The sequence below is a fragment of the Streptomyces sp. NPDC016845 genome, assembly GCF_044332585.1.
Taxonomy (GTDB): Bacteria; Actinomycetota; Actinomycetes; order Streptomycetales; family Streptomycetaceae; genus Streptomyces.
Map to the genome: position 1 here is coordinate 821,086 of NZ_JBIRPI010000002.1, position 26,054 is coordinate 847,139.

The following is a 26,054-nucleotide window of genomic DNA, read 5'->3' on the forward strand; positions in this document are numbered from 1 at the left end:
TTAGAGGCAGAAGGCGCCGCCACGGGCGTCGGCGCGAGCGAGCTTCCTGCAGCGGCAGCGGCACCGTCACCAGGATCTCGCACAGGAGCGCGAAATTGCGCCGGGGGCGGGGAGCACGGCCATCGCCGAGGGTTCGGTCCTGTCGTCTCAGCTTGTCCTTATCCTCGGGCCCGGCCGCGTGGTCGCTCTGCGGCCACGACCTGGACACCGACGGGGTGCGGAAGCGGTTCGCACCCTGGTTCCATGCCCTCGACGTAGTGTCCGAACGGGATCCCGTGCCGGAGTCGCTGGTCGCCATGGCCAGGTTGCCCCAGGTCTGCGGCCAGTACGAACTGTCCTTTGCGGCGTGCGACCGCGCCGATGCCGTCGATCGGGGTGGACGGCAGTCGCACGAGCGGCAACCTGGCGTGTGATGGGCGACCTGCATCAGACTGCTGCTGCCTTCGAATGCGCCCTGCTCCTGGACTCCGCCAATTGGTCCCTCTGCCCGGACCTGGCGGACGTGCGCGCCGAGCAGGGCGACTTCCCCGCAGCCGCGCGCCTCGTCGAACAGGGTCTGGAACACGAACCTCACGAAGTCACCCTGCGCGCGGCCAGCGCCGCCTACCGCACACGCCTTTCCGGCTCGTCCGACGACCTGAGTGCCCTGATCGCCCTGGCACCGGAACTCGCGAACACTACCTACCGGAACCTACTGATCGACTACGCATGCGCGGGTCCGAAGCTGCCTCGCAGATTCGTTGCCAAGGCCCGCCGCATCCGTAGGAACTCAGTGCCTAGTGCGGCCAGACCGGCGGGTCGTTGACGAAGCGGCCGCCCATGTGCCGGTGGGCCGGGTTGTCGTCGGTCAGCGGGCCGAACTCGGCCAGCAGGGTTTCCGCGTACTCCTCCGAGTCGTCCTGGGGGTCGTAGCCGAGGGCGCGGGCGCTCGACAGGTCCCACCACAGGCGGGTGTTGGCGGAGGAGCCGTAGACGACGGTGTGGCCGACGTCCGGGGCGGTCAGGGCCGCGTCGAAGAGGCGGGCGCCGTCGGCGGGGCTCATCCAGACCGACATCATGCGGACGTCGGTGGGCTCCTTGAAGCAGGAGCCGATGCGGACCGACACCGTTTCCAGGCCGAACTTGTCCCAGTAGAACTGGGCCAGGTCCTCGCCGAACGACTTCGACAGGCCGTAGTAGGTGTCGGGGCGGCGGAGCGTCGAGACCGGGACCAGTGGGGCGCCGTCCTCCGTGTGCGGGCGCGGGGTGTAGCCGATCGCGTGGTTGGAGGAGGCGAAGACGATGCGGGGGGCCCGGCCGTCGGCGCGGGTCCGGGCCTCGGCGCGGACGGCCTCGTAGAGGTGGTAGGTGCCCTTGATGTTCGACTCGAGGATCTTGTCGAAGGTGGATTCCAGGGAGATGCCCGCCAGGTGCAGCACGCCGTCGACGCCGCGCACCGCCTCGCGCAGCGCCTCCGTGTCGTTCAGGTCGGCGACGATCGCGTCCGGCGCGTCGGGGATGGGGCGCACGTCGAGCAGCCGGAGCCGGTAGCCGTGTGCGGGGAGCAGCTCCCGCATGAGCGTGCCGAGGCCGCCGGCGGCGCCGGTGAGGAGAATGGTGCGGGGTCCGGCGGGCGGCGAGGACTCTGACATGCGCGTGATCTCCGTGTCTGTGAGCTGCATTCACATGCGTGGACACAATCGAGGTCACGTTAAGGAGCGGCGTCCGAGCCCGTCAAGGGTGTTGCTCATGCGACGAGTCCAAGTGCTTGACCGTCCCCTTTGGGGCGGCTTACCGTGAGCGCGTTCAGAAATATAGACGCGGATCATAGACGTGCACATGATCATGCTCATGTTGCTCATGTACAGGGAGAGCCCGTGACCTCAGCCGCCCTCGCCGCCCGACTCAGCGTCCCCAGCGGTCCGCTGTTCTTCCCCGTCACCGCGTACGGGCCCGACGGCGACGGCGCCGCTGTCGACCTCGACACCTACCGCGCCCACGTACGGCGCGGCGTCGAGGCCGGGGCCGCCGCCGTCTTCGCCTGCTGCGGCACGGGCGAGTTCCACGCGCTCGCCCCGGAGGAGTTCGAGGCCTGCGTCGCCGCCGCGGTCGAGGCGGCCGAGGGCAGGGTGCCCGTCATCGCGGGCGCCGGATACGGGACCGCCCTCGCCGTCCACTACGCGCGCCTGGCCGAACGCGCGGGCGCCGACGGCCTGTTGGCGATGCCGCCCTACCTCGTCGTCGCCGGACAGGAGGGGCTCCTGCGCCACTACACGCAGCTCGCGGAGGCGACCTCCCTCGACGTCATCGTCTACCAGCGCGACAACGCCGTCTTCACCCCGGAGACCGTCGTCGAGTTCGCCCGCCACCCCAAGATCCTCGGCCTCAAGGACGGGCTCGGCGACCTCGACCTGATGCAGCGCATCGTCAGCGCCGTACGCAGCGAGGCCCCGGACGCGGACTTCCTCTACTTCAACGGGCTTCCCACCGCCGAACTCACCGGCCTCGCCTACCGCGGCATCGGCATCACCCTCTACTCCTCCGCCGTCTTCTGCTTCGCGCCCGACATCGCGCAGGCCTTCCACAAGGCGCTGAACACGGGCGACGACGCGACCGCGAACAAGCTGCTCGACGGCTTCTACCGGCCCCTCGTCGAACTCCGCAACCAGGGCAAGGGGTACGCGGTCTCCCTGGTCAAGGCGGGCGTACGGCTGCGCGGGCTCGACGTCGGCGAGGTCCGCCCGCCGCTCCAGGAGCCGACCGGGGAACACGTCAAGCAGCTCACCGACCTCATCGAGCGCGGCCAGGCGCTCCTCGAAAGCGCCGAGGGGGGCGCCGCGTGAAGGTCTCCGCGTTCGTCTATCCCTGGGACGTCAACGGCGACCCGGACGCCGCACGCCGCATCGCCGACCTCGGCGTCCAGCAGGTCACCCTCGCCGCCGCCTACCACTCCACCCGCGCCCTCACCCCGCGCCACCCGCACCACCGCATCGTCACCGCGGAACACGCCTCCGTGCTGTATCCGGTCGATGAGCAGAGGTGGCACGGAAAGCCCCTCGGGCCGTACGCCGCCGGCGACTGGGCCCCCGGCGACGCCTACGGCGAAGCCGCCGCCGCCCTCGCCGACGCCGGGCTCGACGTCCACACCTGGGTCGTCCTCGCCCACAACAGCCGCCTCGGCGCCGACCACCCGGACACCTCCGTCCGCAACGCCTACGGCGACCGCTACCCCTGGGCCCCGTGCATCGCGCAGCCCGCCACCCGTACTTACCTCGTCGACCTCGCCGCCGAAGCCGCGACCCGGCCCGGCGCCCTCGGCACCGAACTGGAGTCCCTCGGCTGGTACGGCCTCGCCCATCTGCACGCCCACGACAAGACGGCCGGCGTCGGCCTCGGCGAGGCCGGGCAGTATCTGATGTCCGTGTGCTTCTGCCCGGACTGCGAGCAGGGGTATGCGCAACAGGACTTGAACAGCGCCGAGTTGCAGGCGTCCGTCCGTACCGCCCTGGAACCCCTGTGGCGCGGCCACGCGGCCGACGACGGCTGGCCCACCGTCGAGAAGCTCCTCGGCGCCGAGACCGCCGCGGCCACCCGCGCCCACCGCGACGCGACCGCACGCTCCCTCCAGGAAGCCGCTGTGGCGGCGGTACGGGAGGCGGCCCCGCCGGGCTTCCAGGTGCTGCTCCACGCCGACCCGGTCCCGTACCACTGCGGCGCCAACGCCGGGGTCGACCCGGCGCACATCCTCTCCGTCGCGGACGGCGTCGTCGTGCCCTGCACGGGCGGCGCGGGCCTGGTGCGGCCGTTCGCCGAGCAGGGCAGGGGGGTGGTCGCCGCGAATCTCACCGTCGTGGGCGGCATGGGCGGCAGCCCCGGCACGCTCGCCGAGGACGCCCGCGCCGCCCGTGACCTGGGCGCGAACGAGCTGCGGCTCTACCACGCGGGGCTCGCCTCGGACGCGGACCTGGCCATGGTCACGGAGGCGCTGAGGCAGCTCTGACGGGCCGCACCGATGAGTTCCGGGCCACGGCCGAGTCCACCCCGGTGAAGGACGTCCACTCAGGACGCCGTACTCACCGGAAGGGTCACCATTCGCCATGAGTGACACCACAGTGGACATCGGCCCGCAGGCCCGCATCGTCGCGCGCCTCGCCCACGGCGTCCGCGAGGACCAGCTCGACCTGCCCACCCCGTGCGCCGACTACGCCGTACGCGAGCTGCTCGGCCACATCGTCGGTCTGGCGGCGGGCCTTCGCGCCGCCGGGCGCAAGGAGGCCGAGGGCAGCGACCCGGGCCCGGGGCTGCCCGCACTCCCGGCCGACTGGCGCGCCGTCCTGCCCGAGGCGCTGGACGCGCTGGCCGACACCTGGAGCGAGCCCGCCGCCTGGGAGGGCATGACGCGGGCGGGCGGCCTCGACCTGCCCGGCGCGGTCGCGGGCCTGGTCACCGCCGACGAGCTGGTCGTGCACGGCTGGGACCTGGCCCGCGCCACCGGGCAGGAGTACGTGCCCGACGAGGCGGCGCTGCGGGCCGCCCGCGACCTGCTCACCATGGATGCGCCGGATGCGCCGGATGCGCCGGATGCGCCGGACCAGGACGCGGACGGCGACCACCGCGACGGCGTGTTCGGCCGCATCGTGCCCGTGCCCGACCACGCCCCGCTGCTGGACCGCGTCATCGGCCTGAGCGGCCGCGACCCGGCCTGGAAGGCGTAAAAGACGTAACGGAGTCTCATCGACCACTTCCAACTGCCCTGTGCAGGCGCTCAATTGAGCCGCCTGTACAGGGCAATCGCTTTTTTCGAGTCCGGCCGAACTTCTTTCGTCGGAAGCGTTGACGAAACATCGCCGTGCTTCTAGCTTCAACGCGTCGTACTTCGTACGTCATATATGAGACGCGATACGAGATACGCGATCAGCCCCACATCACACGTGAAACGCGAGAGGCGCGCATGACCTCAGTGCCCACTCCGATCCCCTCCTCCCGTACGCAGTACGTGCAGGACGAGATCAAGCACCGCATTCTGACCGGGCAGTTGAGGCCGGGCCAGCCGCTGGTGGAGACCGACCTCGCCGCGCAGTTCGGCGTCTCCAAGACGCCGGTGCGCGAGGCGCTCAAGACCCTGGCCGGGACCGGACTCGTCGTGATGAGCCAGTACAAGGGCGTCACGGTGCGCATGGTGGACGCGGACATGGCCCGCGAGGTCTACGACGTGCGCCTCCTCCTCGAACCCGAGGCGCTGCGCCGCACCGTCCACCGCCGCGCCTCCCTCGACGTCGCCCGCGAGGCCCTGGAGCGCGCCGCCACGGCGGACGACACGGCGCAGCGCTCCCTCGCCAACCGGGAGTTCCACCGCGCGCTCTACGTCCCGTGCGGCAACCCGCTGCTCGGCAAGATGCTCGACGAGGTCCGCGACCAGGCCGCGCTCGTCTCCGCCGTGGCCTGGGCCGCGCACCCCTCCTGGGACCGGGAGGCCGCCGAGCACCAGGAGATCCTGGAGCTCGCGCTCGCCGGCGACGCGCAGGGCGCCTCCCGTGCGCTGCGCGACCACATCGCCTCGTTCGTGCGGCGGGCGTTCCCCGAGATCGAGATCCTCGGCCCGGACCAGCCGAGCCAGCCGGACCAGCCGAGCCAGCAGAGCCAGACGGGCCAGCAGAGCCGGCCGAACCGGCCGAACCAGAAGGGTGAGCCGCGCTCATGACAGGCACGACAGCGTCGTCGTACGCGTTCCAGACCCAGCGGACCGCGCTGGCCGACGTGGTGGCGATCCCCGTGACCCCGTTCGCCGAGGACGGGTCGGTCGACGAGGCCACGTACACGGCCCTGCTGCGGCGGCTGCTCGACGCCGGGGTGCGCACGCTCACGCCGAACGGGAACACCGGCGAGTTCTACGCGCTGACCCCGCAGGAGCGCCGCCTCGTCACCGAGCTGACCCTCACGGAGACGGGGGAGCGGCCCGGCGCCTCGGTCCTGGTCGGCGTCGGCCACGACGTGCCGACCGCCGTCGAGGCCGCCCGCCACGCCCGTGACCTCGGCGCCCACATGGTGATGGTGCACCAGCCCGTGCACCCGTACGTCTCCGAGGGCGGCTGGGTCGACTACCACCGGGCCATCGCGCAGGCGGTGCCCGAGATCGGTGTCGTGCCGTACCTGAAGAACGCCTCGCTGCCCGGCGCCCGCCTCGCCGAGCTGGGCGCGGACTGCCCGAACGTGATCGGCGTGAAGTACGCCGTGCCGGACGCCGCGCGGTTCGCCGCGTTCGCGCGGGACGCGGGTATGGACCGGTTCGTCTGGGTCGCCGGGCTCGCCGAGCCGTACGCGCCCTCCTACTTCTCGGCCGGCGCCACCGGTTTCACGTCGGGGCTCGTGAACGTCGCGCCGGGCGTTTCGCTTTCCATGATCGAAGCGCTTCGAGCCGGTGACTATCCCAAGGCCATGAAGGTGTGGGAGCAGATCCGCCGCTTCGAGGAGCTGCGGGGCGCCGACGCCTCCGCCAACAATGTCACCGTCGTCAAGGAGGCGCTCGCCTCGCTCGGCCTGTGCCGCCGCGAGGTCCGCCCGCCCAGCCAGGAGTTGGCGGTGGGGGAGCGCGCCGAGGTCGCCGGGATCGCCGCGGGGTGGTCCATATGACCGACACGACCGACGGCCGCCCCAGGCTGGCCCCGGAGGCGCTCCGCTCCCACCAGTGGTACGGCGCCGAAGGCGCCCTGCGCACCTGGTCGCACAACGCCCGGATGCGCCAGCTCGGCTACGAGGCCGAGGAGTACCGGGGCCGCCCGGTGATCGCCGTCCTCAACACCTGGTCCGACATCAACCCCTGCCACGTCCACCTGCGCGAACGCGCCGAAGCGGTCAAGCGGGGCGTCTGGCAGGCAGGCGGCTTCCCTCTCGAGTTCCCCGTCTCCACGCTCTCGGAGACGTACCAGAAGCCCACCCCGATGCTCTACCGCAACCTGCTCGCCATGGAGACCGAGGAGCTGCTGCGCTCCTACCCCGTCGACGCGGCGGTCCTGCTCGGCGGCTGCGACAAGTCGACCCCGGCGCTGCTCATGGGCGCCACCTCCGCCGACGTGCCGTCTCTCTTCGTGCCCGCCGGGCCGATGCTGCCCGGACACTGGCGCGGCGAGACGCTCGGCTCCGGCACCGACATGTGGAAGTACTGGGACGAGCACCGCGCAGGGAATCTCACCGACTGCGAACTGCGCGAACTGCAAGGCGGGCTGGCCCGCTCGCCCGGTCACTGCATGACCATGGGGACCGCCTCCACCATGACCGCCGCGGCGGAAGCGCTCGGCATGACGCTGCCCGGCGCCTCGTCGATCCCCGCCGTCGACTCGGCGCACGAGCGGATGGCCGCGGCCTCCGGACGACGCGCCGTCGAGCTGGCCTGGACCGGGCTCAAGCCGTCCGGGATCCTCACGGCGGACGCCTTCGAGGACGCCGTCACCACCGTCCTCGGCCTCGGCGGCTCGACCAACGCCGTGATCCACCTGATCGCCATGGCGGGCCGGGCGGGCGTCCGCCTGACCCTCGACGACTTCGACCGCATCGCCCGCACCGTGCCGGTCCTCGCCAACGTACGGCCCGGCGGTCGGACGTATCTGATGGAGGACTTCTACTTCGCCGGCGGCCTGCCCGCGTTCCTCTCCCGCATCCCCGACCTGCTCCACCTGGACCGGCCCACCGTCAACGGCCGCTTCGGCGACCAGCTCGCGAACGCCGCCGTCCACAACGACGACGTCATCCGCACCCGTGAGAACCCGGTCGCCGCCGAGGGCGGCGTCGCGGTCCTGCGCGGCAACCTCTGCCCCGACGGCGCCGTCATCAAGCACATCTCCGCCGAACCGCACCTGCTCAAGCACACCGGGCCCGCCGTCGTCTTCGACGACTACAAGACGATGCAGCGCACCATCAACGACCCGGACCTCGGCATCACCGCCGACACCGTCCTCGTACTGCGCAACTCAGGCCCCAAGGGCGGTCCCGGCATGCCCGAGTACGGGATGCTGCCGATCCCCGACCACCTGCTGAAGCAGGGCGTACGGGACATGGTGCGGATCTCCGACGCCCGCATGAGCGGCACCAGCTACGGGGCGTGCGCGCTGCACATCGCCCCCGAGTCGTACGTCGGCGGACCGCTGGCCCTGGTCCGCACCGGGGACTCGATCACCCTCGACGTCACCGCGCGTGCCCTGCAACTGAACGTCTCCGACGACGAGCTGGCGCGGCGCCGCGCCGAGTGGACCGCTCCCCCCGAGCGCTACGAGCGCGGCTACGGCGCGCTCTACAACGAGCAGATCACCCAGGCCGACACCGGCTGCGACTTCGCCTTCCTGGCCAAGCCGGGCGAGGTCCCCGATCCCTACGCGGGCTGACCCCGCGCCCCGCCGCTCTCTCACCGGCACCCAGACCACCCCGCGCCCAGACCCACCGCACCCCCTCTGGAAAGCGCTTTCAAGAACGGAGTCCAGTCATGGCCCAAGCCACTGCCGTGGCGAAAGCCCCGCCCGCCCGGCGCCGCAAGTCGGCCACCCCGCGCAGGCTGCCGTACCTGCTGATCGCCCCGGCAGGGCTGCTGATGCTGGGCTTCATCGCGTACCCCGTGCTCAGCGTCTTCTACTACAGCCTGCAGCACTTCAACCCCACCAAGCCCTGGCGCAACGGCTTCGCGGGCCTGGACAACTTCGTCACCGCGTTCACCGACGACCCCGACTTCTGGCACACGCTCGGCTTCAGCCTCCAGTGGGTCGTCGTGCAGGTGGTGCTCCAGCTGCTGCTCGGGCTCGGTCTCGCGCTCGTCGTCAACCAGACCTTCGTCGGCCGGGGCATGGCCCGCGCCCTCGTCTTCTCCCCGTGGGCCGTCTCGGGCGTGCTCACCTCCGCCGTCTGGATGCTGCTCTACAACTCCCAGACCGGCATCACCCGTTACCTCGCCGACGTGGGCGTGGGCAGTTACGGCACCTCGTGGCTGTCGGACACCGCGACCGTCTTCCCGGCCGTCGTCACCGCCGAACTCTGGCGCGGCGTCCCCTTCTTCGCGATCCTCATCCTCGCCGACCTGCAGTCCGTCTCGAAGGACCTGTACGAGGCCGCCGAGGTCGACGGCGCGAGCCGCTGGCGGCAGTTCCTGCACATCACGCTGCCGCACCTGAAGGACGCGATCATCCTGTCCACGCTGCTGCGCGCGGTGTGGGAGTTCAACAACGTCGACCTGCTCTACACCCTCACCGGCGGCGGGCCCGCGGGTGAGACGACCACCCTGCCGCTGCGCATCGCCTCCATCGCCGTCGACTCGCACGACTTCGGCTACGCGTCCGCGCTGACCTCCATCGCCTTCGTGATCCTCCTCTTCTGCTCGATGGTCTATCTGCGGCTGAGCAAGTTCGGGGGCCAGGAGAAGTGAACGTCAAGGAAGCCCAGTTGAGCACTGTCACCGCACCCGACCGCGCCACGTCCGGCGGCCGCCACCGCCACCGGACGGCCCCCGTCCCGCCGAAGAAGGGCCGCTCCTACGACGACGTTCCGCGCTGGCAGATCTATGTGCCGCTCGGCGTCTACCTCCTCTTCACGCTGATCCCGTTCTACTGGATGCTGCTCTTCGCGTTCCGGCCGGCCGGGTCCACCTCGCTCGTGCCGTGGCCGCTGACCTTCGACCACTTCGACAAGGTGTGGAACGAGCGGTCCTTCGCGATCTTCTTCCAGAACAGCCTGCTCGTCGGCGTCGCCTCGATGCTGATGACGACCGTGGTCGCGCTGGCCGGCGGATACGCCCTCGCCCGGTTCAACTTCAAGGTCAAGCAGGGCTTCATGCTGGCGCTGCTGTGCTCGCAGTTCATCCCGGGCGCCCTGATGCTGGTCCCGCTCTTCCAGATCTTCGCCAACCTCAAGATGATCAACTCGCTCGGCTCCGTCATCATCGCCGAGACCGTCTTCCAGCTGCCGCTCACGATGATCCTGATCAGCGGGTTCATCAAGAACGTGCCGTACTCCCTGGAGGAGGCGGCCTGGGTCGACGGCTGCGGACGCTTCCGCGCCTTCTGCGCCGTGGTGCTCCCGCTGCTTCGGCCCGGGTTGATCGCGGTCGGCTCCTTCGCCTTCGTGCACAGCTGGAACCACTTCCTGTTCGCCCTGATGTTCCTCTCGGACCAGGACAAGCAGACGATCCCGGTCGGTCTCGCGACGCTCATGGGCGCCGACTCGGTCGACCTGGGCGCGCTCGCCGCCGGTGGTGTCGTCGCGGCCGTCCCCGTCGTCATCGTCTTCGCGTTCATCCAGAAGTGGCTGGTCACGGGGTTCAGCGCCGGGGCGGTGAAGGGATGAGCGGCCAGGGTCTCGTCGAGCCGGTTCCCGTGGTCCTCGCCGGTGCGCGCGGGCACGGCCGCTGGCACCTGAACAACCTGCGGCGCCTCGCCGACGCCGGTCGGGTCACGCTCGCCGGCGTCTGCGAACTCAAGCCCCTGGAGGAGCCGGAACTCGAAGGCTTCGGCCCCGTCGCACAGGGCGACGACCTCGGCGCGCTCCTCGACGCGACCGGCGCCCGCGTGGCGATCATCTGCACGCCCATCCCCACGCACACGGAACTGGCGTTGGCCGCCGCGCGCCGGGGCGTCCACCTCCTCCTGGAGAAGCCGCCCGCGCCGTCATATACGGAGTACGAGCGGATGGTGCGGGGCGTGGCGGAGGCGGGCGTCGCCTGCCAGGTCGGGTTCCAGTCGCTCGGCTCGCACGCGCTGTCTCATATACGAGATCTCGTACGCGAGGGCCGCATCGGGGAAGTGCTCGGCATCGGCGCCGCGGGGGCCTGGGTCCGCGACGAGGCGTACTTCCGGCGCGCGCCCTGGGCAGGGCACCGCCGCCTCCCGGCCCCCGGCCCCACGGGCACGGGCACGGGCGCCGGATACGTGGACGTCGTCGACGGTGTTCTCACCAACCCCCTCGCCCACGCCGTCTCCACCGCCCTCGCCCTCTCCGGCGCGACCGGCGCCGACGACCTCGCCGCCATCCGCACCGAACTCTTCCGCGCCAACGCGATCGAGGCCGACGACACCTCCTTCGTCGAGATCACCCCGCGCGACGGCGTACGCGTCACCGTCGCGGCCACGCTCTGCGCCGAGCACGCCGAGGAGCCGTACGTCGTCGTGCACGGCAGCCGGGGCCGGATCACCTTCTGGTACAAGCAGGACCGCGTCCTCGTGCAGCGCGCCGGGCACGGCCCCGAGGAGACCGTCTTCGGGCGCACGGACCTCCTGGAGAACCTCCTCGACCATCTGACGTCCGGTGCCGACCTCCTCGTACCGCCCGCCGTGACCGGCGCCTTCATGCGCGTCGTCGAGGAGATCCGGCGCGCCCCGGACCCGCGCGCCCTGCCCTCCGACGCCTGGACCTCCCTCCCCGGCGCGGGCGAGGGCGCGGCCCCCCGCCGCGTCGTGCACGGCATCGACGGGCTCGTCGCCGCCAGCGCGGACTCCCTCACCGGCTACGCCGGGCTCGGCGCGCAGTGGGCCCGGCCCCGGTCAGGACTGGAGGCAGCATCATGAACCACCTTCTCCGGCAGACCACCGCCCCTCTCACCCTCAGCTGCGCGGGCCGCCCCGTCGCCCGCTACGAGCTGCGCCCCGACGTCGAGCACCGGCTCTCGCCGCGCCCCTGCCTGCACCCGGTCAGCACCCTCGGCGGCACCCCCGTCACCGAGTTCGCGCCCGCCGACCACCTCCACCACCTGGGCGTCAGCGTCGCCGTCCCGGACGTCGCCGGGTTCAACTTCTGGGGCGGCCGCACCTACGTCCGCGACCAGGGCCCCACCGAACTCGACAACCACGGCGAGCAGCGCCACGTCGAGTTCAAGCTGTGCGACCCGGACGGCTTCGTCGAGGACCTGGAGTGGACCGCCGGCGGCTGCCTCGTCCTGCGCGAGCGCCGCACCGTCGCCACGACCCGGCTCGGGCCCGACGTCTGGGCGCTGGACCTCACCTTCTCCCTCACCAACCCGGGCGGCGAGGACATCGGCATCGGCAGCCCCGCCACCAACGGCCGCCCCGGCGCCGCCTACGGCGGGTTCTTCTGGCGCGCGCCGAAGGAGCCCGCCGCCCCCGCCGTCTTCACCGCCGCCGCCGAGGGCGAGGCCGCCGTGCACGGCCGTACCGCCGACTGGCTGGCCCTCGCGGGCGACGGCTGGACCCTGGTCTTCGCCGGGGCCACCGCCGAGACCCGCCGCGACCCCTGGTTCGTGCGCACGGGGGAGTACCCGGGCGTCGGCTCCTCGCTCGCCTCGGCCGCGCGGCTGCGGATCGGCGCGGGGGAGACCGCCGTGCGCCGCGTCGTCACGGTCGTCGCCGACGGCCGCCTGGACCGGGCCCGCGCCGCGGCCCTGGTCCGCAAGGCGGTGACCGCGTGAGCACACCGGCACGTACACCGGCCCGCACGGGCGACCTCGGCGACGGCACGTACCGCAACCCGGTCCTCGCCGCCGACTGGTCCGACCCCGACGTCCTGCGCGTCGGCGACGACTACTACCTGACGGCGTCCAGCTTCGGCCGCGTACCGGGCCTGCCGCTCCTGCACTCCCGCGACCTCGTCAACTGGACGCTCGTCGGGCACGCCCTGGACCGGCTCGAACCCGCCGAGGCGTTCACGACGCCGCGCCACGACTGCGGCGTCTGGGCCCCGTCCCTTCGCCACCACGACGGCCGCTTCTGGATCTTCTGGGGCGACCCCGATCACGGCGTGTATCAGATCAACGCATCGTCGGTCAGGGGCCCGTGGACCGCTCCGCACCTTCTCAAGGCGGGCAAAGGGCTCATCGACGCGTGCCCGTTGTGGGACGAGGAGAGCGGCGAGGCGTTCCTCGTGCACGCCTACGCCCGCTCGCGCGCCGGCATCAAGAACCGGCTCACCGGCCACCGCATGAGCCCCGACGGCCGCGAACTCCTCGACGAGGGCCAGATCCTCGTCGACGGCGACCGGATCCCCGGCTGGTTCACCATCGAGGGCCCGAAGGTGTACCGGCACGGCGGCTGGTACTGGATCTTCGCCCCGGCGGGGAGTGTGGAGACCGGCTGGCAGGGCGCGTTCCGCTCCCGCTCGTTCTTCGGGCCGTACGAGGAGCGCGTCGTCCTGGAACAGGGCGCCACCGCGGTCAACGGCCCCCACCAGGGCGGCTGGGTGCGGACCGGCGCGGGCGAGGACTGGTTCCTGCACTTCCAGCAGCGCGGCCCGTACGGGCGTGTCGTGCATCTGCAACCGATGCGCTGGGACGCCGACGGCTGGCCCGTGCTCGGGGACGACGGCGCCCCCGTGCTCGTACACGCCAAACCGGCGCTGCCCGCGCAGCCCGTGACCGCGCCCGCCACCGACGACGACTTCCCCGGCGGCCGGATCGGGCGGCAATGGCAGTGGACCGCCAACCCCCGTGACGGATGGGCCAGTTCACACGGCGGGGACGGGCTGCGGCTGTCCTGCGTGCGGTCCGCGGACGGGGTGCGCGACCTGCGCCGGGTACCGCACCTGCTCACGCAGCGCCTGCCGCTCCTCCCGTCCCGGGTCGAGGTCGGCCTCAGCCTCACCAGCACCGCACCCGGTGCCCGCGCGGGCCTCGCCGTCCTCGGTGACGCGTACTCCTGGATCGGGCTGGAGCGCGGCGAGGACGGCACCGCCCGCGCCGTGCACCGGTTCGCCGAGACCGTCGCCGAAGCCGAACGCGACGCGGCCACCGCGCGCCCCGCGCCGGACGGCACGGCCCGGCTGCGGATCGACATCACCGACGGGGCGCGCTGCCGCTTCGCCCTCGACACCGGCGACGGCGCCGGGTTCCTGCCCTCGGGCCAGGTCTTCGCCGCGACGCCCTGGCGCTGGGTCGGCGCGCTCCTCGCCCTGTTCGCGGCGGCGCCGGCCGGCACGGGCCCGGCCGGAACCGCCCTGTTCACGCACTTCCAGATCGTCCAGGTCACCCGGAACACCCCCCGCGACAACCGCGAAAACCCGTTGGATCCAGAAGAAGAGAGCAGACCATGAACATCCGCATGCGCAAAGGCGCGCTCCGCACCGGTACCGCCCTCACCCTGACCACCGTCCTCGCGCTCACCGCGACCGCCTGCGGCGACGACGGCACCGGCACGGGCGGCGACAAGGGCGACGAGGGTTCCGGCAAGGGTGAGATCACCTTCTGGGACAACAACACGGCGGTGCGCCGCGACGTCTGGATGGAGATCATCAAGGACTTCGAGAAGGCGAACCCGAACGTCAAGGTGAAGTACGTCGGCATCCCCGCCGAGAACGTGCAGTCCAAGTACGACACCGCGATCCAGGGCGGCGGCCTGCCCGACGTCGGCGGTGTGGGCACCGCGATGCTCGCCGGGATCGCCGCGCAGAACGCCCTCGAACCCCTCGACGACCGGCTTGCCACCAGCTCCCTCAACGGCAAGCTGAACGATGCCTTCGTGGCGTCCGTGAAGTCCGCGGGCGGCTCGAACTCGAAGCTGTTCACCGTCCCCACGTCGGCCAACAACGGTGTCCTGTACTACCGCACGGACCTGTTCAAGGAGGCCGGCGTGGAGGCGCCGACGACGTGGCCCAAGTTCTTCGACGCCGCCGCCGAGCTCACCGACACCGGCGAGAACAAGTTCGGCTACACCATCCGCGGCGGCGAGGGCTCCATCGCCCAGGCCCTCGACGCGATGTACGGGCAGAGCGGCATCACGTCCTTCTGGGACGGGGACAACAGCAAGACCACGGTCAACGACCCGAAGAACGTGACCGCCCTGGAGAAGTACGTCGGCCTCTACAAGAAGGCCACGCCGTCCGCCGACGTCAACAACGACTTCACGAAGATGGTCGCCCAGTTCGACAGCGGCCAGATCGGCATGCTCAGCCACAACCTGGGCTCCTACCAGGACCACGTGAAGGCGTTCGGCGACAAGTTCCGCGGCCTGCCCAGTCCGACCGCCGAGGACGGCACCCGCGTCCAGGTCTCCAACCCCGTCGACGGGCTCGGCCTCTTCAAGTCCAGCAAGAACAAGCAGGCCGCCTGGAAGTTCATCGAGTTCGCCGCGTCGCACGCGGAGAACAGCAAGTGGAACGAGCAGGCCAAGCAGATCCCGGCCAACACCGACGCCGCCAAGGACGCCTGGGTGCAGAAGTCGGAGCCGACCCGGCTCGCCGCCGAGGCCCTCTCCTCCGGCTCGACCAAGATCGTGGACCTGCCGTACTACCTGCCCGACTGGAACACCATCTCCAAGGCCGAGAACGAGGACGACCTGCAGAAGGTCATGCTCGGCAAGCAGTCCGCCAAGAAGTTCCTCGACAACCTCGCCGAGCAGCTGAACAAGGCGCAGGACGAGTGGAAGGCGCAGGCCAAGTAAGGCCCGAGGCCGCCACGCGCCCGTACGAGACCGGTCCGGCGGCGGGATGAACCAGGCTGCCCCGCCGCACTCCCGCCGCCGGATCCACCCACCCTCCCGTACGCCTCCGAAGGAAGGGCACCGCACCGTGTCGACCACTCGAAGAACGGCCCTCGCCGCGCTCGCCGGACTGCCCCTCGCGGCGGCCGTCGCACCGCCGGCCGCCGCCCACTCCCCGAAAGGCCGGACCCTGTTCATCGCGGGCGACTCCACCGCCGCCCAGAAGTACGCGGACGCCGCGCCGGAGACCGGCTGGGGCATGGCCCTGCCGTTCTTCCTCTCCTCGCGCGTCGGGGTCGCCAACCACGCGGTCAACGGCCGCAGCTCGAAGAGCTTCGCCGACGAGGGCCGCCTCGACGCCGTCCTCGCGGCGATCCGCCCCGGCGACCTGCTGCTGATCCAGTTCGCGCACAACGACGAGAAGAGCGCCTACCCCGCGCGCTACACCGAGCCCTGGTCGACGTACCAGGAGTACCTGAAGCTGTACGTCGACGGGGCGCGGGCCAGAGGCGCCCGCCCGGTGCTCGCCACCTCCGTCGAGCGCCGCAAGTTCGACGCCGCCGGGACCGCGCTGCCCACCCACGGCGAGTACCCGGATGCGATGCGCGCCCTCGCCCGCGAGGAGGGCGTCGCGCTCCTCGACATCCAGGCGATGACGCTCGCGCTGTGGCAGCGGCTCGGCGCCGAGGAGACGAAGGTCTACTTCAACTGGACCGCCACCGAACAGGACAACACGCACGCCAACCCGCCCGGCGCGATCGCCGTGGCCCGCCTCGTCGCCACCGGGCTGCTGAAGCGCCGGGTGCTGCCCGCGCGTGACGTGCGCCGCCTCGGCGACGAGATCGACGAGCTGTCGGACGTATGGCGGTCACGGCTGACGTGGCTGTCCGGCACCACCCCCGCCTGAACCCCTCTCGCACCTTTCCAGGAGCCGCACAGTGAACACACCGAGATGTCATGCGCGCGTCATCGCCGGGCTCGTGGGCTGCACCGCCCTCGTCCTCGCCGTCACCACCACGGGCGCCGCCCAGGCGCACGGCCGCGACGCCGCACGCCAGACGCTGGCCTCGCGCGACGGCTGGGCCTCGGCGACGACCGGCACCACGGGCGGCGCGGCCGCCACCCACGACCGGGTCTACACGGTCACCACCTGGGCCGAGTTCAAGGCGGCCCTCGCCGTCAGCGGCACCGCGCCGCGCATCATCAAGGTCGAGGGAACGCTCGACGCGGACGGCGCGGACTGCTCCGAGTTCGCCGTCCCCGGCTACGACTTCGACCAGTACCTCGCCGACTACGACCCCGCCGTCTGGGGCTACGAGGAGGACCTGGAGGGCGAGAAGGCCACCGCGGGCACCCAGGAGTACCTGCGCAACCAGTCCGCCGCCGCCCAGGCCAAGGCCATCAAGGCCGCCGTCCCCGCCAACACCACGATCATCGGCGCCGGGCGCGGCGCGGGCATCGTCGGCGGCAGCCTCCAGATCAACGGCGTCGACAACGTCATCGTGCGCGGCCTGACCCTGGAGTCCCCGCTCGACTGCTTCCCGCAGTGGGACCCGACCGACGGCGACACCGGCAACTGGAACTCCGAGTACGACGCCGCCGTCGTCTACAACGCCACGCACGTCTGGCTCGACCACAACACGTTCACCGACGGGGACCACCCCGACTCGACGCTGCCCAGCTACTACGGCCGGGTCTTCCAGCAGCACGACGGCGAACTCGACGTCGTCAGGGGCGCCGACTACGTCACCGCGTCCTGGAACGTCTTCGAGGACCACGACAAGACCTTCATGATCGGCAACAGCGACAGCGCGGGCGCGACCGATGAGGGCAAGCTGCGCGTCACCCTGCACCACAACCTCTTCAGGAACCTCGTCGAGCGGGCCCCGCGCGTGCGGTTCGGGCAGGTCGACGCGTACAACAACTCCTATGTCGCGGGGGCCGACCACAGCTACTCGTTCGGCATCGGTTTCAAGTCGCAGCTGTTCGCCGAGAAGAACTCGTTCACGTTGCCGAAGGGGGTCGGCGCCTCGACGGTCCTGCACCGGTGGAACGACTCCCCGCTGACGGCACAGGGCAATGTCGTGAACGGCCGGCAGACCGATCTCATCGGCGCCTACAACGCGGCGAATCCGACGACTCCGCTCGCCTCCGGGGCCGGTTGGAAGCCTGTGCTGCGTACGCAGGTGGACCCGGCGAAGGCCGTGTCCCGGGTCGTCGGACGGGGGGCCGGGGCGGATCGGCTCCGCTGAGGTGATGTTGTCGTCCGGGTGCGGGGGCGTCGCGGTCGCTCGCGCAGTTCCCCGCGCCCCTGGCTACCCGGAGTACAAGCATGTCTGATCAGCAACCTCAACTCGGCTTGAAGCGCAGGCGGTTCCTCGCCGCCGGAGTCGGTCTCGGCGGCGCTCTCGCTCTCGGTGCCGGCGGCGCGGCCTACGGATCGCCCGCGCGCCGGCTCAGCCCGCGCACGCTCTACGTCGACCCGCGCGGCTCCGGTGACCACACCACCGTCCAGGCCGCCGTCGACGCCGTCGCCGGGGACGGGTACACCCTCGTACTCGCGCCCGGTGTCTACCGAGAGACCGTCTCCGTTCCCGCCACCGCGACCGGCATGACCTGGCTCGGCGCCGCCCGCGATCCGCGTCGTACCGTCGTCGTGTTCGACAACGCGGCGGGCACGGTCAAGCCCGACGGGTCCGGTACGTACGGCACGAGCGGGTCGGCGACCGTGACGCTGCGGTCTGACGGGTTCACCGCCCGCGGAATCACCTTCGCCAACGACTGGCTGCGCGCCGACCATCCGGGCGTCACCGGGACGCAGGCGGTCGCGCTCAAGGTCATGGGCGACCGTTCCGCTTTCTTCGACTGCCGTTTCCTCGGGCACCAGGACACGCTGTACGCGGACTCGCCCGCCCTCACCACCGTCGCGCGGCAGTACTTCCGCGGCTGTCACGTCGAGGGCGACGTCGACTTCGTCTTCGGACGCGGCACCGCCGTCTTCGAGGACTGCCACTTCCGCACGCTCGTCCGCACCGACCTGGCGGGCGCCCCGTACGGCTTCGTCTTCGCGCCGTCCACGGCGGCCGCCAATCCGCTGGGGTACCTGGTCGGCCGCTCCCGGATCAGCTCGGCGGCGCCGGACGCGTACTACAAGCTCGCCCGGCCGTGGGTGCCGAGCTCCGACACGACCGCCCGGCCGATGCTCGTCGTGCGGGACACGCACCTGGGGCCCGGCATCGACGCGGTCGCGCCCTACGCCAACATGTCGGACGCCTACCCGTGGCAGGAGCAGCGGTTCGCCGAGTACCGCAACTCGGGTGCGGGCGCGGTCGTCACCGTGCCGGCGAACCGGCCGCAGCTCACCCGCGCCCAGGCCGCACAGCACACCCGCGCGAGGTATCTCGGCGACTGGCGTCCCCGCGTCTGAGACGGCTCAGCCCAGCTGCCACAGCGCGTACACGATGGCGAGGAGAACGAGACCGGCGAGGGCGAGGAGAGCACCGAGCAAGCGCGGCTGCCCGGCGGTGCGCGTACGCCGTACGGGCAGTCCGCGTATGTCGAACGCCCAGCACAGCCCGGTGCACAGGGCGATGACGCCGCCCACGGCGAACACGGTGAGCAGCACGGGCGACTGCCCGTGCGAGGAGGAGGCGACGGTGAACTGCGGCTGCACCGGGTGAGCGTAGGACGGGCCGCTCAAAGGCCAGGTCAAGCCGCCGCCATCGCTGAGCAATGGTTCGACCGATACGTGTATCGATCCAATAACTGCTCTCGCGACGCCCTGTGTGATGCGCGTAGACACGGGCCATGCGGAAGTCCATCACAGTCGCGGGTACAGCCGCCGCGTGCGCCCTCGCGGGCGGCGCCCTCTACGGCACCGGCACGGCCGGCGCCGATGCCCCCACCGCCGGGACCACGGCGGAGCCCTACAACATCGGCAAGCTCGTCGGCGACATCAAGTCGTACTACGGCGCCACGCAGGACGCCGACGGCACCTGGCGGGCCGACGCCCACAGCGCCTACGCCGACGACCTGGCGCGCGTCCAGGCGCGCGCCAGGAAGGACATCGCGGAGGCGGCCCAGAAGGCGCGGCACCACCGCGCCAGGCCCGCGGTCGTCTTCGACATCGACGACACGCTGCTGCTCAGCCTCGACTACGAGGTGCGCACCGGCTACGTCTACAACAGTGCCACCTGGGCGGCCTATGTGGCCGACGCCGACCGCCCGGCCGTCTTCGGCGCCCCCGCCCTCATCGAGTACGCCAAGAGCAAGGGCGTCGAGGTCTTCTACAACTCGGGCCTCACCGAGGCGCAGCGCGACTCCGCCGTGGCCAACCTGAAGAAGGTCGGCATCGACACGGACCTCGACGCGCGCCACGTGTACCTGAAGAACGCCGACAACCCGCCCGCCTACCTCGGCGGCTGCGCCACCGCCGGTGCCTGGAAGTGCACGACCGTGCAGTACAAGTCGGGCACCCGCAAGCACATCGAGTCGCTCGGCTACGACATCGTCGGCAACTTCGGCGACCAGCAGTCCGACCTCGACGGCGGGTACGCGGACAAGACGTACAAGTTCCCGAACCCGACGTACTTCGTGGGCTGAGACACCGCCGCGAACCGGGCGTCGGCACACCGGCGCCCGGCCGTCACGGCTCAGTCGTACGTGAGGTCCGAGGCGGTGTAGTTGCAGTACGTGCCGTCGGGGCCGCTGCCGACCTCCGTGGGCTCGGCACCCGTGCTGTTGCCGTTGTAGCGGATGCACGGCTTGATCTTCTTGCTGCTGTCGCCGTGGATACGGACGTTGCGCAGGGCGGCCGTGTCGCCGTAGTTGGAGTTGATGCCGACGATCGACTTGCCGGGGGCGGTCACGTCGACGTCGTTGATGATGATGTTGCGGTTCTTGTACTGCGTCGAGCAGTTGCCGCACGAGCGGACCAGCTTGCCGAAGTCCGACACCTGGAACTTGGTGATGACGAGCTTGCCCGCGCCGTTGAACTGGAACACCTTGTCGGACGCCTTCTTCGCGCCGCCGCCGTACACGGTGTAGACGGACGACGTGGACTTGCCCTTGAACGTGGCGGCGTCCTCGCCCACGTCCTCCCACCAGACGTTCTGGAGCGTGCAGCTGCCCGCGCAGTGCACACCGTCGGCGGCGGGGGAGCCGAGGATGACGTTCTTGAGGGTGGCGCCGTCCTTCAGGTTGAAGATCGGGTCCTGGCCCTCGTCCTGGCCGCCGCTGCCGAGGTCACCGGAGCCGTAGAACCGCTTGTACGAGCCGTCGTAGGTGCCGGAGACCGAGATGCTGCTGCTCACGGCCTGGGTGCCGGTGGCCGTCGGCCAGGCGGTCGCGGCCCCGGCCGGGCTGAGCATGCCCGTGGTGGCGAGGGCGGCGCCGGTGAGCGTCACCGCGAGGAGCCCGCCGAAGGTGGCCCGGCGCCGGGTGACGCGGCGCCGGTGGCTGTGTCGGGAGGGGGTGCCTGTCTTGGTCATGCCCCTTGGTCGCCGGGTGGCGGGGAAAGGTTGCCGCCTCCTCGTCGGGCATTCCGCTTACTCGAAATCTCCGCTCACGGTCACTTGGTCGCCGTTCACGGTGCGGCCCCACACCGAGTACGAGTCACCGCCCGCGTCCCGGTCGCCCTCGGCGTGGTTGTACTGCCCGGCGAACACGTACTGCCCGGCCGGTACCGTACGGCCGTTCTTCAGGACCCACCGGTACACCAGGAACCCGCCGCGCTCGCCGACGGAGACCGTGAAGTCCTCGGCGGGCAGCGACCTCCAGTTGCCGGTGTCGGTGACCTTGCCGGTCTGTGCGACCCTCAACTCCAGCGTCAGGTCCGTGAGTTGCTGGCGCGCCTTGAAGGTGATGTCGCTCTGCGCCCAGTACCGGTTCGAGCCGGGGTCGACGGTCCCCTTCGACCACAGGGCCTGCGCGGCGGAGCGACTGGCGCCCGGGGTGGGTGTCACGGCGACCGTCTGGCGCGGGCCCCCGCCGTCGTCGTCGCCAAGTGTCGCGCCGACCGCGAACGCGCCCACGGCGAGGGCCCCCGCGACCCCGGCCACCGCGCCCGCGATCCGTACCCACCCGACGGCAGGGCGGCGCCGTGCGCCCAGGGCCGGGTGCGGCTCGGACATGCCGCGCTCGATCCGGGCGAGCATCCGCTCCCGGTCCGGGTGGTGCGCGTCGGCGGACTCGCGCAGCCGCCGCCGCACTTCGTCGTTCACCGCCTGCCTCCCTCCGCCGTCGCCCCGATCGCCCGTACGCGGCGCGGGGCCGGGCCCTCCCGCTCGCCGGACCCGAGCCGCTTCTCCAGCTCGGCCATGCCCTTGGACGTCTGGCTCTTCACCGTACCCACCGAGATGCCGAGGGTGAGCGCGGTGTCCTTCTCCGACAGGTCGAAGGCGTGCCGCAGCACCACGCAGGCCCGCTTGCGGAACGGGAGTTCGCGCAGCGCGCCCTGCACGTCGACCACGGCGGGCACGTCCGGGTCCTCGGCGCGCTCCTGCCGGCCCGACCAGAACAGGGCCACGCGCCGCCGCTCGCGGACCGCGCTGCGGATCCGGGTGCGGGCGAGGTTGGCGACGACACCACGCGCGTACGCCACCGGGTGGTCGGCATCCCTGACCCGGTCCCAGCGGTGCCAGAGCGCGAGCAGCGCGTCCGCCGCGAGGTCGTCGGCGGCGTCCGGCTCGCCCGTCAGGAGGTGGGCGAGGCGGGCGAGTTCGGCGTGGTGCCGTTCGAAGAAGGCATGGAACTCGGCGGAGTTGTCGTCGTCCACGACAGTGCTCACGCGGATCCCTCCCCTCACTGTGCGGCTCGATGCGGGTCGACGGGATGCGAGAGCGTACCAGCGTTGCGTACGGCGGTTCGAAGGGCGTGCGAGATTTCGGACATGATCCGAGGGGGGGCAGGAACTGGGTCGGGGGGCGACCTAGGTTGCGTAACTGACTAGGTAGCCATACGGTCCATGGCATGACCGTCACTGCGCACGTCTCGCCGCACCTCACCGTGTACGGGCTGTCACCGGGGCTGAGGGCCACGGATTCCGGGCTTGTCGTCGGAGACGGACCGGCGGCCGTCATGAAGGGCAGGACCGCGTGAGCGGCGACCGTCGTGCCAGCTGGTTCAAGGGCGTGCTCGACCTGCTCGTCCTCGCCGCCCTCACCGACGGCGAGAGCTACGGCTACGAGATCGCCAAGACGCTGGACGGCGCAGGCTTCGGCCAGATCAAGGGCGGCACGCTCTACCCCGTGCTCAACCGGCTCGAGGAGGCCGGTCTCGTCGCGGCCGAGTTCCGCGCCACCGAGAAGGGGCCGGGCCGCCGCTACTACACACTCACCGACGCGGGCCGCGCCACGCTCGCCGCACAAGGGGCGCTCTGGCGGGAGTTCGACGCGTCGGTACGGGCCATGCTGGCCAAGGGCGGTCTGCGATGACCACCGACGACTACCTGGCCGAGCTGAGCCGCCTCCTCGGTGCCTCTGGGCTGCCCCCGGACCACGTCGACGCCACCGTCGACGACCTCGCGGCACATCTGGCCGAGTCCGGCCCGGTGGACCCCGAGGACGAGTTCGGCCCGGTCGAGGAGTTCGCCCGGCAGCTGGCGCCGGAGAGCGCGGCGCCGGACGGTGCGGTACCCGACGAGCACGTGGAGACCTGGCGCTGGACCGCCGACACCTACGCCGACGAGGCGCTCCTCGACCGCTTCGGCGACGAGGGCTGGGAGGTCGAACGCGTCGACGCTCTCGGCCGCTTCGTCAGCCACCGGGACCCCGAACAGCCGCAACGCTGGGAGTACCGCCGCGAACTGGTGACCCGGGGCCGCGCCGCCCTGGACCGCGAACTCGCGGTCGAGGGCTGGGAGCCGTGCGGCACGTGGGCCGTCTACGGCTGGTACAAGCGCCCGAAGGCGGCGACGCTGGGCCCGGCGGCGGAGATGACGACCCCGCCCCCGGCGGCCCCGACCCGCCACGCCTTCTTCAGCCGCCGCTTCTGGCTGACGCTGGCGCTGGCGACGGTGGCGCTGATCACCGCGGCGGTCGCCCTGTCCGTACGGGACGGCGAGGCAAGCACCGGCGCGGGCTTCGTGACGGGCGCGTCGGTCGGCGCGGCGGTACCGCTGCTGGCGGGCTGGGCGGTGGTGGTGTGGCAGGTCCGCCGCCGGCGCCGCGAGTGACGCTCCGCGGGTTCACCGCCACGAGCGCGGGGAACTGCGCGAGCGACCACGACCAAGCCGCACCCGGCAACGAGGGCCTGCCGTACGCCGGGCTCACGACCCGGCCCGCCTTCGGGGGCTAACCCTTCAGCGCCGCCGACATCATGGCCCTGGCGATCGGAGCGGCCAGCCCGTTGCCGCTGACCTCCGAGCGCGCCGCGTCGGACTGTTCCACGACCACCGCCACGGCGACCTCCTCACCGGTCGAGTCGTCCTTCGCGTACGAGGTGAACCAGGCGTAGGGCGTCTTGCTGTTGTTCTCGCCGTGCTGGGCCGTGCCCGTCTTGCCGCCGACGGTCGCGCCCGCGATCTGCGCGTTCGTGCCGGTGCCCTTCGTGACGACGGTCTCCATCGCCGACCGGAGCTGCGAGGCGGTCGACTCGCTGACGACCCGCTCCGTCTCCGAGTCCGGGTAGCTCTCGACCGCGTCGCCGTCCGCGTTCGTCACTTCGGAGACCATGTGCGGGGACGCCTGTTCGCCGCCGTTGGCGAGCGTCGCGGAGACCATCGCCATCTGGAGCGGGGTGGCGGTGACGTCGAACTGGCCGATGCCGGAGAGCGCGGTCTGCGCCTTGTCCATGCCGGAGGGGTAGACGCTCTCGGCGGCGCGCACCGGCACGTCCTGCTTCTTGTCGTCGAAGCCGAACTTCTCCGCCATGGCCCGGACCTCGTCCTGGCCGAGGTCGACGGCGATCTTGCCGAAGACGTTGTTGCAGGAGTACTGGAGCGCGGTGCGCAGGGACGCGTCCTCACAGGGCGCGCTCGCGCTCTCGTTCTCCAGATCCGTGGTGGTGCCGGGCATGCGGTACGGGTTCGGGGAGTCGGTCTTCTCGTCGACCGACGAGTACAGCCCGTTCTCCAGCGCGGCCGCCGCGACCACCAGCTTGAACGTCGAGCCCGGCGGCAGCGCCTGCTTCAGGGCGCGGTTCAGGGTCGGCACGTCCTCGTCGTCGGACAGCTTCTTCCACGCCGCGGCGTCGGACGCTCCCGAGCCGCTGATCTCCGAGGGGTCGTACGACGGCGACGACACCATGCCGAGGATCCGCCCGGTCTTCGGGTCGATCGCGACGGCGGCGCCCTTGGTGGAGCCGAGCGCCTTCGCCGCCGCCTTCTGCACGGCGGGGTCGATGGTCGTGACCACGTCGCCGGGGGCGGAGCGCTTGCCGGTGACCGTGTCGAGCGGGTTCGTCAGCCGGGTCGCCGTGCCGTCGAGCACGTCCTGGTACAGCGCCTCCAGCTGCGTGGACCCGTACACCTGCGACGTGAAGCCGGTGACCGCGGAGTACAGGGAGCCGTCCTTGTAGGTCCGCTTGTACTTCAGGTCGCTGCCGCCGTCCGTCGGCGCCGAGCCGGTCACCGCCTTTCCGCCCACGATGATGTCGCCGAGCGGATACGCGTACTGCGCGATCGTCTTCCGCCGGTTCTTGTCGTTGTCTGCGAGGGCCTTGCCGTCGTAGAACTGCACCCATGTCGCCCTGACCAGCAGAGCGAACACGAGCAGCAGACTGAAGACGGAGGCGCGCCTGATCGTCTTGTTCATCCCGCTGGTAGGACGAGCGGCCGGGAGCGAATCGTTCCGATAAGCCCGCTTTTCTCAGAAAGCTCTCATCAACCCCGGACGGGGGCGGACTCAGAGGCGGCGCGTCGCCAGCGTCAGGCGGTCCCGCGCGTCGAACAGCGCGTCCTTCACCATCTGCTCGTGCGCGGGAGTGAGCCGTGCCACCGGCACCGAGCAGGAGATCGCGTCTCGCGCCGGGGTCCGGTAGGGGATCGCGACGCCGAAGCAGCGCAGGCCGAGCGTGTTCTCCTCGCGGTCCACCGCGAAGCCCTGCTCGCGCACCGTGTGCAGCTCCTCGATGAGCTTCTCGCGGTCGGTGATCGTGTGCTCGGTCAGCGCGGGCAGCGTCTCCGGGAGCATCTTGCGGACCTGCTCGTCGCCGTACGTGGCGAGCAGCGCCTTGCCGAGCGAGGTGGAGTGCGCGGGCAGCCGGCGCCCCACGCGCGTGAAGGGCCGCAGGTAGTGCTGGGACTGGCGGGTGGCCAGGTAGACCACGTTGGTGCCGTCGAGCCGCGCCAGGTGGATGGTCTCGGTGGTGTCGTCGGAGAGCCGGTCGAGCGTGGGCCGGGCGGCGGCCACGACCTCGTCGCCGTCGATGTAGGAGGTGCCGACGAGCAGCGCCCGCACCCCGATCCCGTACCGCGTGCCGGTCGCGTCCGTCTCCACCCAGCCCAGCTCGACGAGCGTGCGGAGGAGCATGTAGAGGCTCGACTTCGGGTAGCCGACCGCCTCCTGGACGGCGGCCAGGGAGTGCATGCCGGGGCGGCCCGCGAAGTACTCGAGCAGTTCGACCGTGCGCACCGCCGACTTGACCTGCGCGCCACCCTGCGCGGCCCCCGCCGCGGAGCCCGCAACGGCCCCCGTCTCGCCAGCCGACATCGCCCTTGACCCCTTCGTTCGACGAGAAATA

27 protein-coding genes are annotated in these 26,054 nt (G+C 71.4%); 20 read left to right on the plus strand and 7 right to left on the minus strand.

Translation table 11 applies throughout. The features are described 5' to 3' along the window. The first annotated feature begins 412 nt into the window (after nucleotides 1–412). On the plus strand, nucleotides 413–805 hold the full coding sequence (locus tag ACH4RC_RS09790) for a hypothetical protein (RefSeq protein WP_398197554.1): 393 nt from the start codon (nucleotides 413–415) through the stop codon (nucleotides 803–805). On the opposite strand, the gene ACH4RC_RS09795 is transcribed toward ACH4RC_RS09790, so the two are convergent. Beyond that, nucleotides 777–1,631 carry an NAD-dependent epimerase/dehydratase family protein gene (locus ACH4RC_RS09795; RefSeq protein ID WP_398197557.1) on the minus strand — a complete coding sequence of 285 codons (855 nt, stop codon included), beginning with the start codon at nucleotides 1,629–1,631 and terminating at the stop codon, nucleotides 777–779. The genes ACH4RC_RS09790 and ACH4RC_RS09795 overlap by 29 nt on opposite strands. A 225-nt stretch (nucleotides 1,632–1,856) precedes the next feature. Here ACH4RC_RS09795 and ACH4RC_RS09800 point away from each other — a divergent pair, with 225 nt between their 5' ends. The 15 genes from ACH4RC_RS09800 (at nucleotide 1,857) to ACH4RC_RS09870 (ending at nucleotide 18,801) form a co-directional block, all read left to right on the plus strand. After that, the gene (locus ACH4RC_RS09800) at nucleotides 1,857–2,822 is read left to right on the plus strand and encodes a 5-dehydro-4-deoxyglucarate dehydratase (RefSeq protein ID WP_398197560.1); all 966 of its coding nucleotides are present in this window, start codon (nucleotides 1,857–1,859) and stop codon (nucleotides 2,820–2,822) included. Continuing rightward, nucleotides 2,819–3,979: a hypothetical protein gene (locus ACH4RC_RS09805; protein WP_398197562.1), complete on the plus strand. Its 1,161-nt coding sequence runs from the start codon at nucleotides 2,819–2,821 to the stop codon at nucleotides 3,977–3,979. The genes ACH4RC_RS09800 and ACH4RC_RS09805 overlap by 4 nt, the downstream gene beginning before the upstream one ends. Nucleotides 3,980–4,076: 97 nt before the next feature. Next, nucleotides 4,077–4,694: a TIGR03086 family metal-binding protein gene (locus ACH4RC_RS09810; RefSeq protein ID WP_398197565.1), complete on the plus strand. Its 618-nt coding sequence runs from the start codon at nucleotides 4,077–4,079 to the stop codon at nucleotides 4,692–4,694. Between the two features lie 236 nt (nucleotides 4,695–4,930). Further along, on the plus strand, nucleotides 4,931–5,680 hold the full coding sequence (locus ACH4RC_RS09815; protein WP_398197566.1) for a GntR family transcriptional regulator: 750 nt from the start codon (nucleotides 4,931–4,933) through the stop codon (nucleotides 5,678–5,680). Continuing rightward, complete coding sequence (locus tag ACH4RC_RS09820) at nucleotides 5,677–6,609, plus strand: dihydrodipicolinate synthase family protein (RefSeq protein ID WP_398197568.1); 933 nt, start codon at nucleotides 5,677–5,679, stop codon at nucleotides 6,607–6,609. The genes ACH4RC_RS09815 and ACH4RC_RS09820 overlap by 4 nt, the downstream gene beginning before the upstream one ends. Further along, nucleotides 6,606–8,354: an L-arabinonate dehydratase gene (araD, locus tag ACH4RC_RS09825; RefSeq protein WP_398197570.1), complete on the plus strand. Its 1,749-nt coding sequence runs from the start codon at nucleotides 6,606–6,608 to the stop codon at nucleotides 8,352–8,354. The genes ACH4RC_RS09820 and araD overlap by 4 nt, the downstream gene beginning before the upstream one ends. 98 nt (nucleotides 8,355–8,452) lie before the next feature. Continuing rightward, the gene (locus ACH4RC_RS09830) at nucleotides 8,453–9,382 is read left to right on the plus strand and encodes a carbohydrate ABC transporter permease (protein ID WP_398197571.1); all 930 of its coding nucleotides are present in this window, start codon (nucleotides 8,453–8,455) and stop codon (nucleotides 9,380–9,382) included. Continuing rightward, nucleotides 9,379–10,299, plus strand: coding sequence for a carbohydrate ABC transporter permease (locus ACH4RC_RS09835; RefSeq protein ID WP_398197574.1), 921 nt, complete (start codon nucleotides 9,379–9,381; stop codon nucleotides 10,297–10,299). Before ACH4RC_RS09830 ends, ACH4RC_RS09835 begins: the two co-directional genes overlap by 4 nt. Further along, on the plus strand, nucleotides 10,296–11,516 hold the full coding sequence (locus ACH4RC_RS09840) for a Gfo/Idh/MocA family protein (protein ID WP_398197576.1): 1,221 nt from the start codon (nucleotides 10,296–10,298) through the stop codon (nucleotides 11,514–11,516). Before ACH4RC_RS09835 ends, ACH4RC_RS09840 begins: the two co-directional genes overlap by 4 nt. Continuing rightward, a complete protein-coding gene (locus ACH4RC_RS09845; protein WP_398197578.1) occupies nucleotides 11,513–12,373 on the plus strand; it encodes a PmoA family protein in 861 nt (286 codons plus the stop codon). Before ACH4RC_RS09840 ends, ACH4RC_RS09845 begins: the two co-directional genes overlap by 4 nt. Beyond that, nucleotides 12,370–13,989 (plus strand): family 43 glycosylhydrolase, encoded by a 1,620-nt coding sequence (locus ACH4RC_RS09850; RefSeq protein WP_398197580.1) that lies wholly within the window; start codon nucleotides 12,370–12,372, stop codon nucleotides 13,987–13,989. Before ACH4RC_RS09845 ends, ACH4RC_RS09850 begins: the two co-directional genes overlap by 4 nt. Next, nucleotides 13,986–15,335 carry an ABC transporter substrate-binding protein gene (locus ACH4RC_RS09855; protein WP_398197582.1) on the plus strand — a complete coding sequence of 450 codons (1,350 nt, stop codon included), beginning with the start codon at nucleotides 13,986–13,988 and terminating at the stop codon, nucleotides 15,333–15,335. Before ACH4RC_RS09850 ends, ACH4RC_RS09855 begins: the two co-directional genes overlap by 4 nt. 127 nt (nucleotides 15,336–15,462) lie before the next feature. Beyond that, nucleotides 15,463–16,281, plus strand: coding sequence for a rhamnogalacturonan acetylesterase (locus tag ACH4RC_RS09860; protein WP_398197584.1), 819 nt, complete (start codon nucleotides 15,463–15,465; stop codon nucleotides 16,279–16,281). Nucleotides 16,282–16,312: 31 nt separating this feature from the next. Then, a complete protein-coding gene (locus tag ACH4RC_RS09865) occupies nucleotides 16,313–17,626 on the plus strand; it encodes a polysaccharide lyase family 1 protein (RefSeq protein WP_398197586.1) in 1,314 nt (437 codons plus the stop codon). Nucleotides 17,627–17,706: 80 nt separating this feature from the next. Further along, nucleotides 17,707–18,801, plus strand: a complete 1,095-nt coding sequence (locus ACH4RC_RS09870; RefSeq protein ID WP_398197588.1) for a pectinesterase family protein — start codon at nucleotides 17,707–17,709, stop codon at nucleotides 18,799–18,801. Between the two features lie 6 nt (nucleotides 18,802–18,807). Here the strand turns inward: ACH4RC_RS09870 and ACH4RC_RS09875 are convergent, their stop codons facing one another. Further along, entirely contained in the window at nucleotides 18,808–19,047 is a 240-nt protein-coding gene (locus ACH4RC_RS09875) for a hypothetical protein (RefSeq protein ID WP_398197590.1), read from the minus strand. A gap of 134 nt (nucleotides 19,048–19,181) precedes the next feature. Here ACH4RC_RS09875 and ACH4RC_RS09880 point away from each other — a divergent pair, with 134 nt between their 5' ends. Beyond that, nucleotides 19,182–19,976: an HAD family acid phosphatase gene (locus tag ACH4RC_RS09880; RefSeq protein ID WP_398197593.1), complete on the plus strand. Its 795-nt coding sequence runs from the start codon at nucleotides 19,182–19,184 to the stop codon at nucleotides 19,974–19,976. A 50-nt stretch (nucleotides 19,977–20,026) separates the two neighbouring features. Here ACH4RC_RS09880 and ACH4RC_RS09885 read toward each other — a convergent pair whose 3' ends face one another. Genes ACH4RC_RS09885 through ACH4RC_RS09895 form a run of 3 tightly spaced genes read right to left on the minus strand, consistent with a single transcriptional unit; the run spans nucleotide 20,027 to nucleotide 22,161 of the window. Further along, a complete protein-coding gene (locus ACH4RC_RS09885) occupies nucleotides 20,027–20,863 on the minus strand; it encodes a pectate lyase (RefSeq protein ID WP_398197594.1) in 837 nt (278 codons plus the stop codon). Between the two features lie 57 nt (nucleotides 20,864–20,920). Continuing rightward, on the minus strand, nucleotides 20,921–21,595 hold the full coding sequence (locus ACH4RC_RS09890; RefSeq protein WP_398197596.1) for a hypothetical protein: 675 nt from the start codon (nucleotides 21,593–21,595) through the stop codon (nucleotides 20,921–20,923). Then, entirely contained in the window at nucleotides 21,592–22,161 is a 570-nt protein-coding gene (locus ACH4RC_RS09895) for a SigE family RNA polymerase sigma factor (RefSeq protein ID WP_398197598.1), read from the minus strand. The genes ACH4RC_RS09890 and ACH4RC_RS09895 overlap by 4 nt, the downstream gene beginning before the upstream one ends. Nucleotides 22,162–22,343: 182 nt before the next feature. Here ACH4RC_RS09895 and ACH4RC_RS09900 point away from each other — a divergent pair, with 182 nt between their 5' ends. From ACH4RC_RS09900 to ACH4RC_RS09910, 3 genes are read left to right on the plus strand one after another with little or no spacing between them, the layout of a single operon-like run. Further along, nucleotides 22,344–22,472, plus strand: a complete 129-nt coding sequence (locus ACH4RC_RS09900) for a hypothetical protein (protein WP_398197601.1) — start codon at nucleotides 22,344–22,346, stop codon at nucleotides 22,470–22,472. Next, nucleotides 22,469–22,807, plus strand: a complete 339-nt coding sequence (locus ACH4RC_RS09905; RefSeq protein WP_398197604.1) for a PadR family transcriptional regulator — start codon at nucleotides 22,469–22,471, stop codon at nucleotides 22,805–22,807. The genes ACH4RC_RS09900 and ACH4RC_RS09905 overlap by 4 nt, the downstream gene beginning before the upstream one ends. Continuing rightward, the gene (locus tag ACH4RC_RS09910) at nucleotides 22,804–23,547 is read left to right on the plus strand and encodes a hypothetical protein (protein ID WP_398197606.1); all 744 of its coding nucleotides are present in this window, start codon (nucleotides 22,804–22,806) and stop codon (nucleotides 23,545–23,547) included. Before ACH4RC_RS09905 ends, ACH4RC_RS09910 begins: the two co-directional genes overlap by 4 nt. A 118-nt stretch (nucleotides 23,548–23,665) precedes the next feature. Here the strand turns inward: ACH4RC_RS09910 and ACH4RC_RS09915 are convergent, their stop codons facing one another. Together ACH4RC_RS09915 and ACH4RC_RS09920 are read right to left on the minus strand one after the other, a co-directional pair. Further along, entirely contained in the window at nucleotides 23,666–25,126 is a 1,461-nt protein-coding gene (locus tag ACH4RC_RS09915; RefSeq protein ID WP_398197608.1) for a peptidoglycan D,D-transpeptidase FtsI family protein, read from the minus strand. Between the two features lie 90 nt (nucleotides 25,127–25,216). Next, nucleotides 25,217–26,023, minus strand: a complete 807-nt coding sequence (locus tag ACH4RC_RS09920; protein ID WP_398197610.1) for an IclR family transcriptional regulator — start codon at nucleotides 26,021–26,023, stop codon at nucleotides 25,217–25,219. Nucleotides 26,024–26,054 lie beyond the last annotated feature (31 nt).

Bases quoted from the DNA above. Each gene is read 5' to 3' on its own strand.
- ACH4RC_RS09910 (WP_398197606.1), top strand. From the start codon at position 22,804: ATGACCACCGACGACTACCTGGCCGAGCTGAGCCGCCTCCTCGGTGCC.
- ACH4RC_RS09810 (WP_398197565.1), top strand. From the start codon at position 4,077: ATGAGTGACACCACAGTGGACATCGGCCCGCAGGCCCGCATCGTCGCG.
- ACH4RC_RS09790 (WP_398197554.1), top strand. From the start codon at position 413: ATGGGCGACCTGCATCAGACTGCTGCTGCCTTCGAATGCGCCCTGCTC.
- ACH4RC_RS09915 (WP_398197608.1), bottom strand. From the start codon at position 25,126: ATGAACAAGACGATCAGGCGCGCCTCCGTCTTCAGTCTGCTGCTCGTG.
- ACH4RC_RS09820 (WP_398197568.1), top strand. From the start codon at position 5,677: ATGACAGGCACGACAGCGTCGTCGTACGCGTTCCAGACCCAGCGGACC.
- ACH4RC_RS09920 (WP_398197610.1), bottom strand. From the start codon at position 26,023: ATGTCGGCTGGCGAGACGGGGGCCGTTGCGGGCTCCGCGGCGGGGGCC.
- araD (WP_398197570.1), top strand. From the start codon at position 6,606: ATGACCGACACGACCGACGGCCGCCCCAGGCTGGCCCCGGAGGCGCTC.
- ACH4RC_RS09855 (WP_398197582.1), top strand. From the start codon at position 13,986: ATGAACATCCGCATGCGCAAAGGCGCGCTCCGCACCGGTACCGCCCTC.
- ACH4RC_RS09845 (WP_398197578.1), top strand. From the start codon at position 11,513: ATGAACCACCTTCTCCGGCAGACCACCGCCCCTCTCACCCTCAGCTGC.
- ACH4RC_RS09885 (WP_398197594.1), bottom strand. From the start codon at position 20,863: ATGACCAAGACAGGCACCCCCTCCCGACACAGCCACCGGCGCCGCGTC.
- ACH4RC_RS09870 (WP_398197588.1), top strand. From the start codon at position 17,707: ATGTCTGATCAGCAACCTCAACTCGGCTTGAAGCGCAGGCGGTTCCTC.
- ACH4RC_RS09830 (WP_398197571.1), top strand. From the start codon at position 8,453: ATGGCCCAAGCCACTGCCGTGGCGAAAGCCCCGCCCGCCCGGCGCCGC.
- ACH4RC_RS09840 (WP_398197576.1), top strand. From the start codon at position 10,296: ATGAGCGGCCAGGGTCTCGTCGAGCCGGTTCCCGTGGTCCTCGCCGGT.
- ACH4RC_RS09795 (WP_398197557.1), bottom strand. From the start codon at position 1,631: ATGTCAGAGTCCTCGCCGCCCGCCGGACCCCGCACCATTCTCCTCACC.
- ACH4RC_RS09815 (WP_398197566.1), top strand. From the start codon at position 4,931: ATGACCTCAGTGCCCACTCCGATCCCCTCCTCCCGTACGCAGTACGTG.
- ACH4RC_RS09900 (WP_398197601.1), top strand. From the start codon at position 22,344: ATGACCGTCACTGCGCACGTCTCGCCGCACCTCACCGTGTACGGGCTG.
- ACH4RC_RS09880 (WP_398197593.1), top strand. From the start codon at position 19,182: ATGCGGAAGTCCATCACAGTCGCGGGTACAGCCGCCGCGTGCGCCCTC.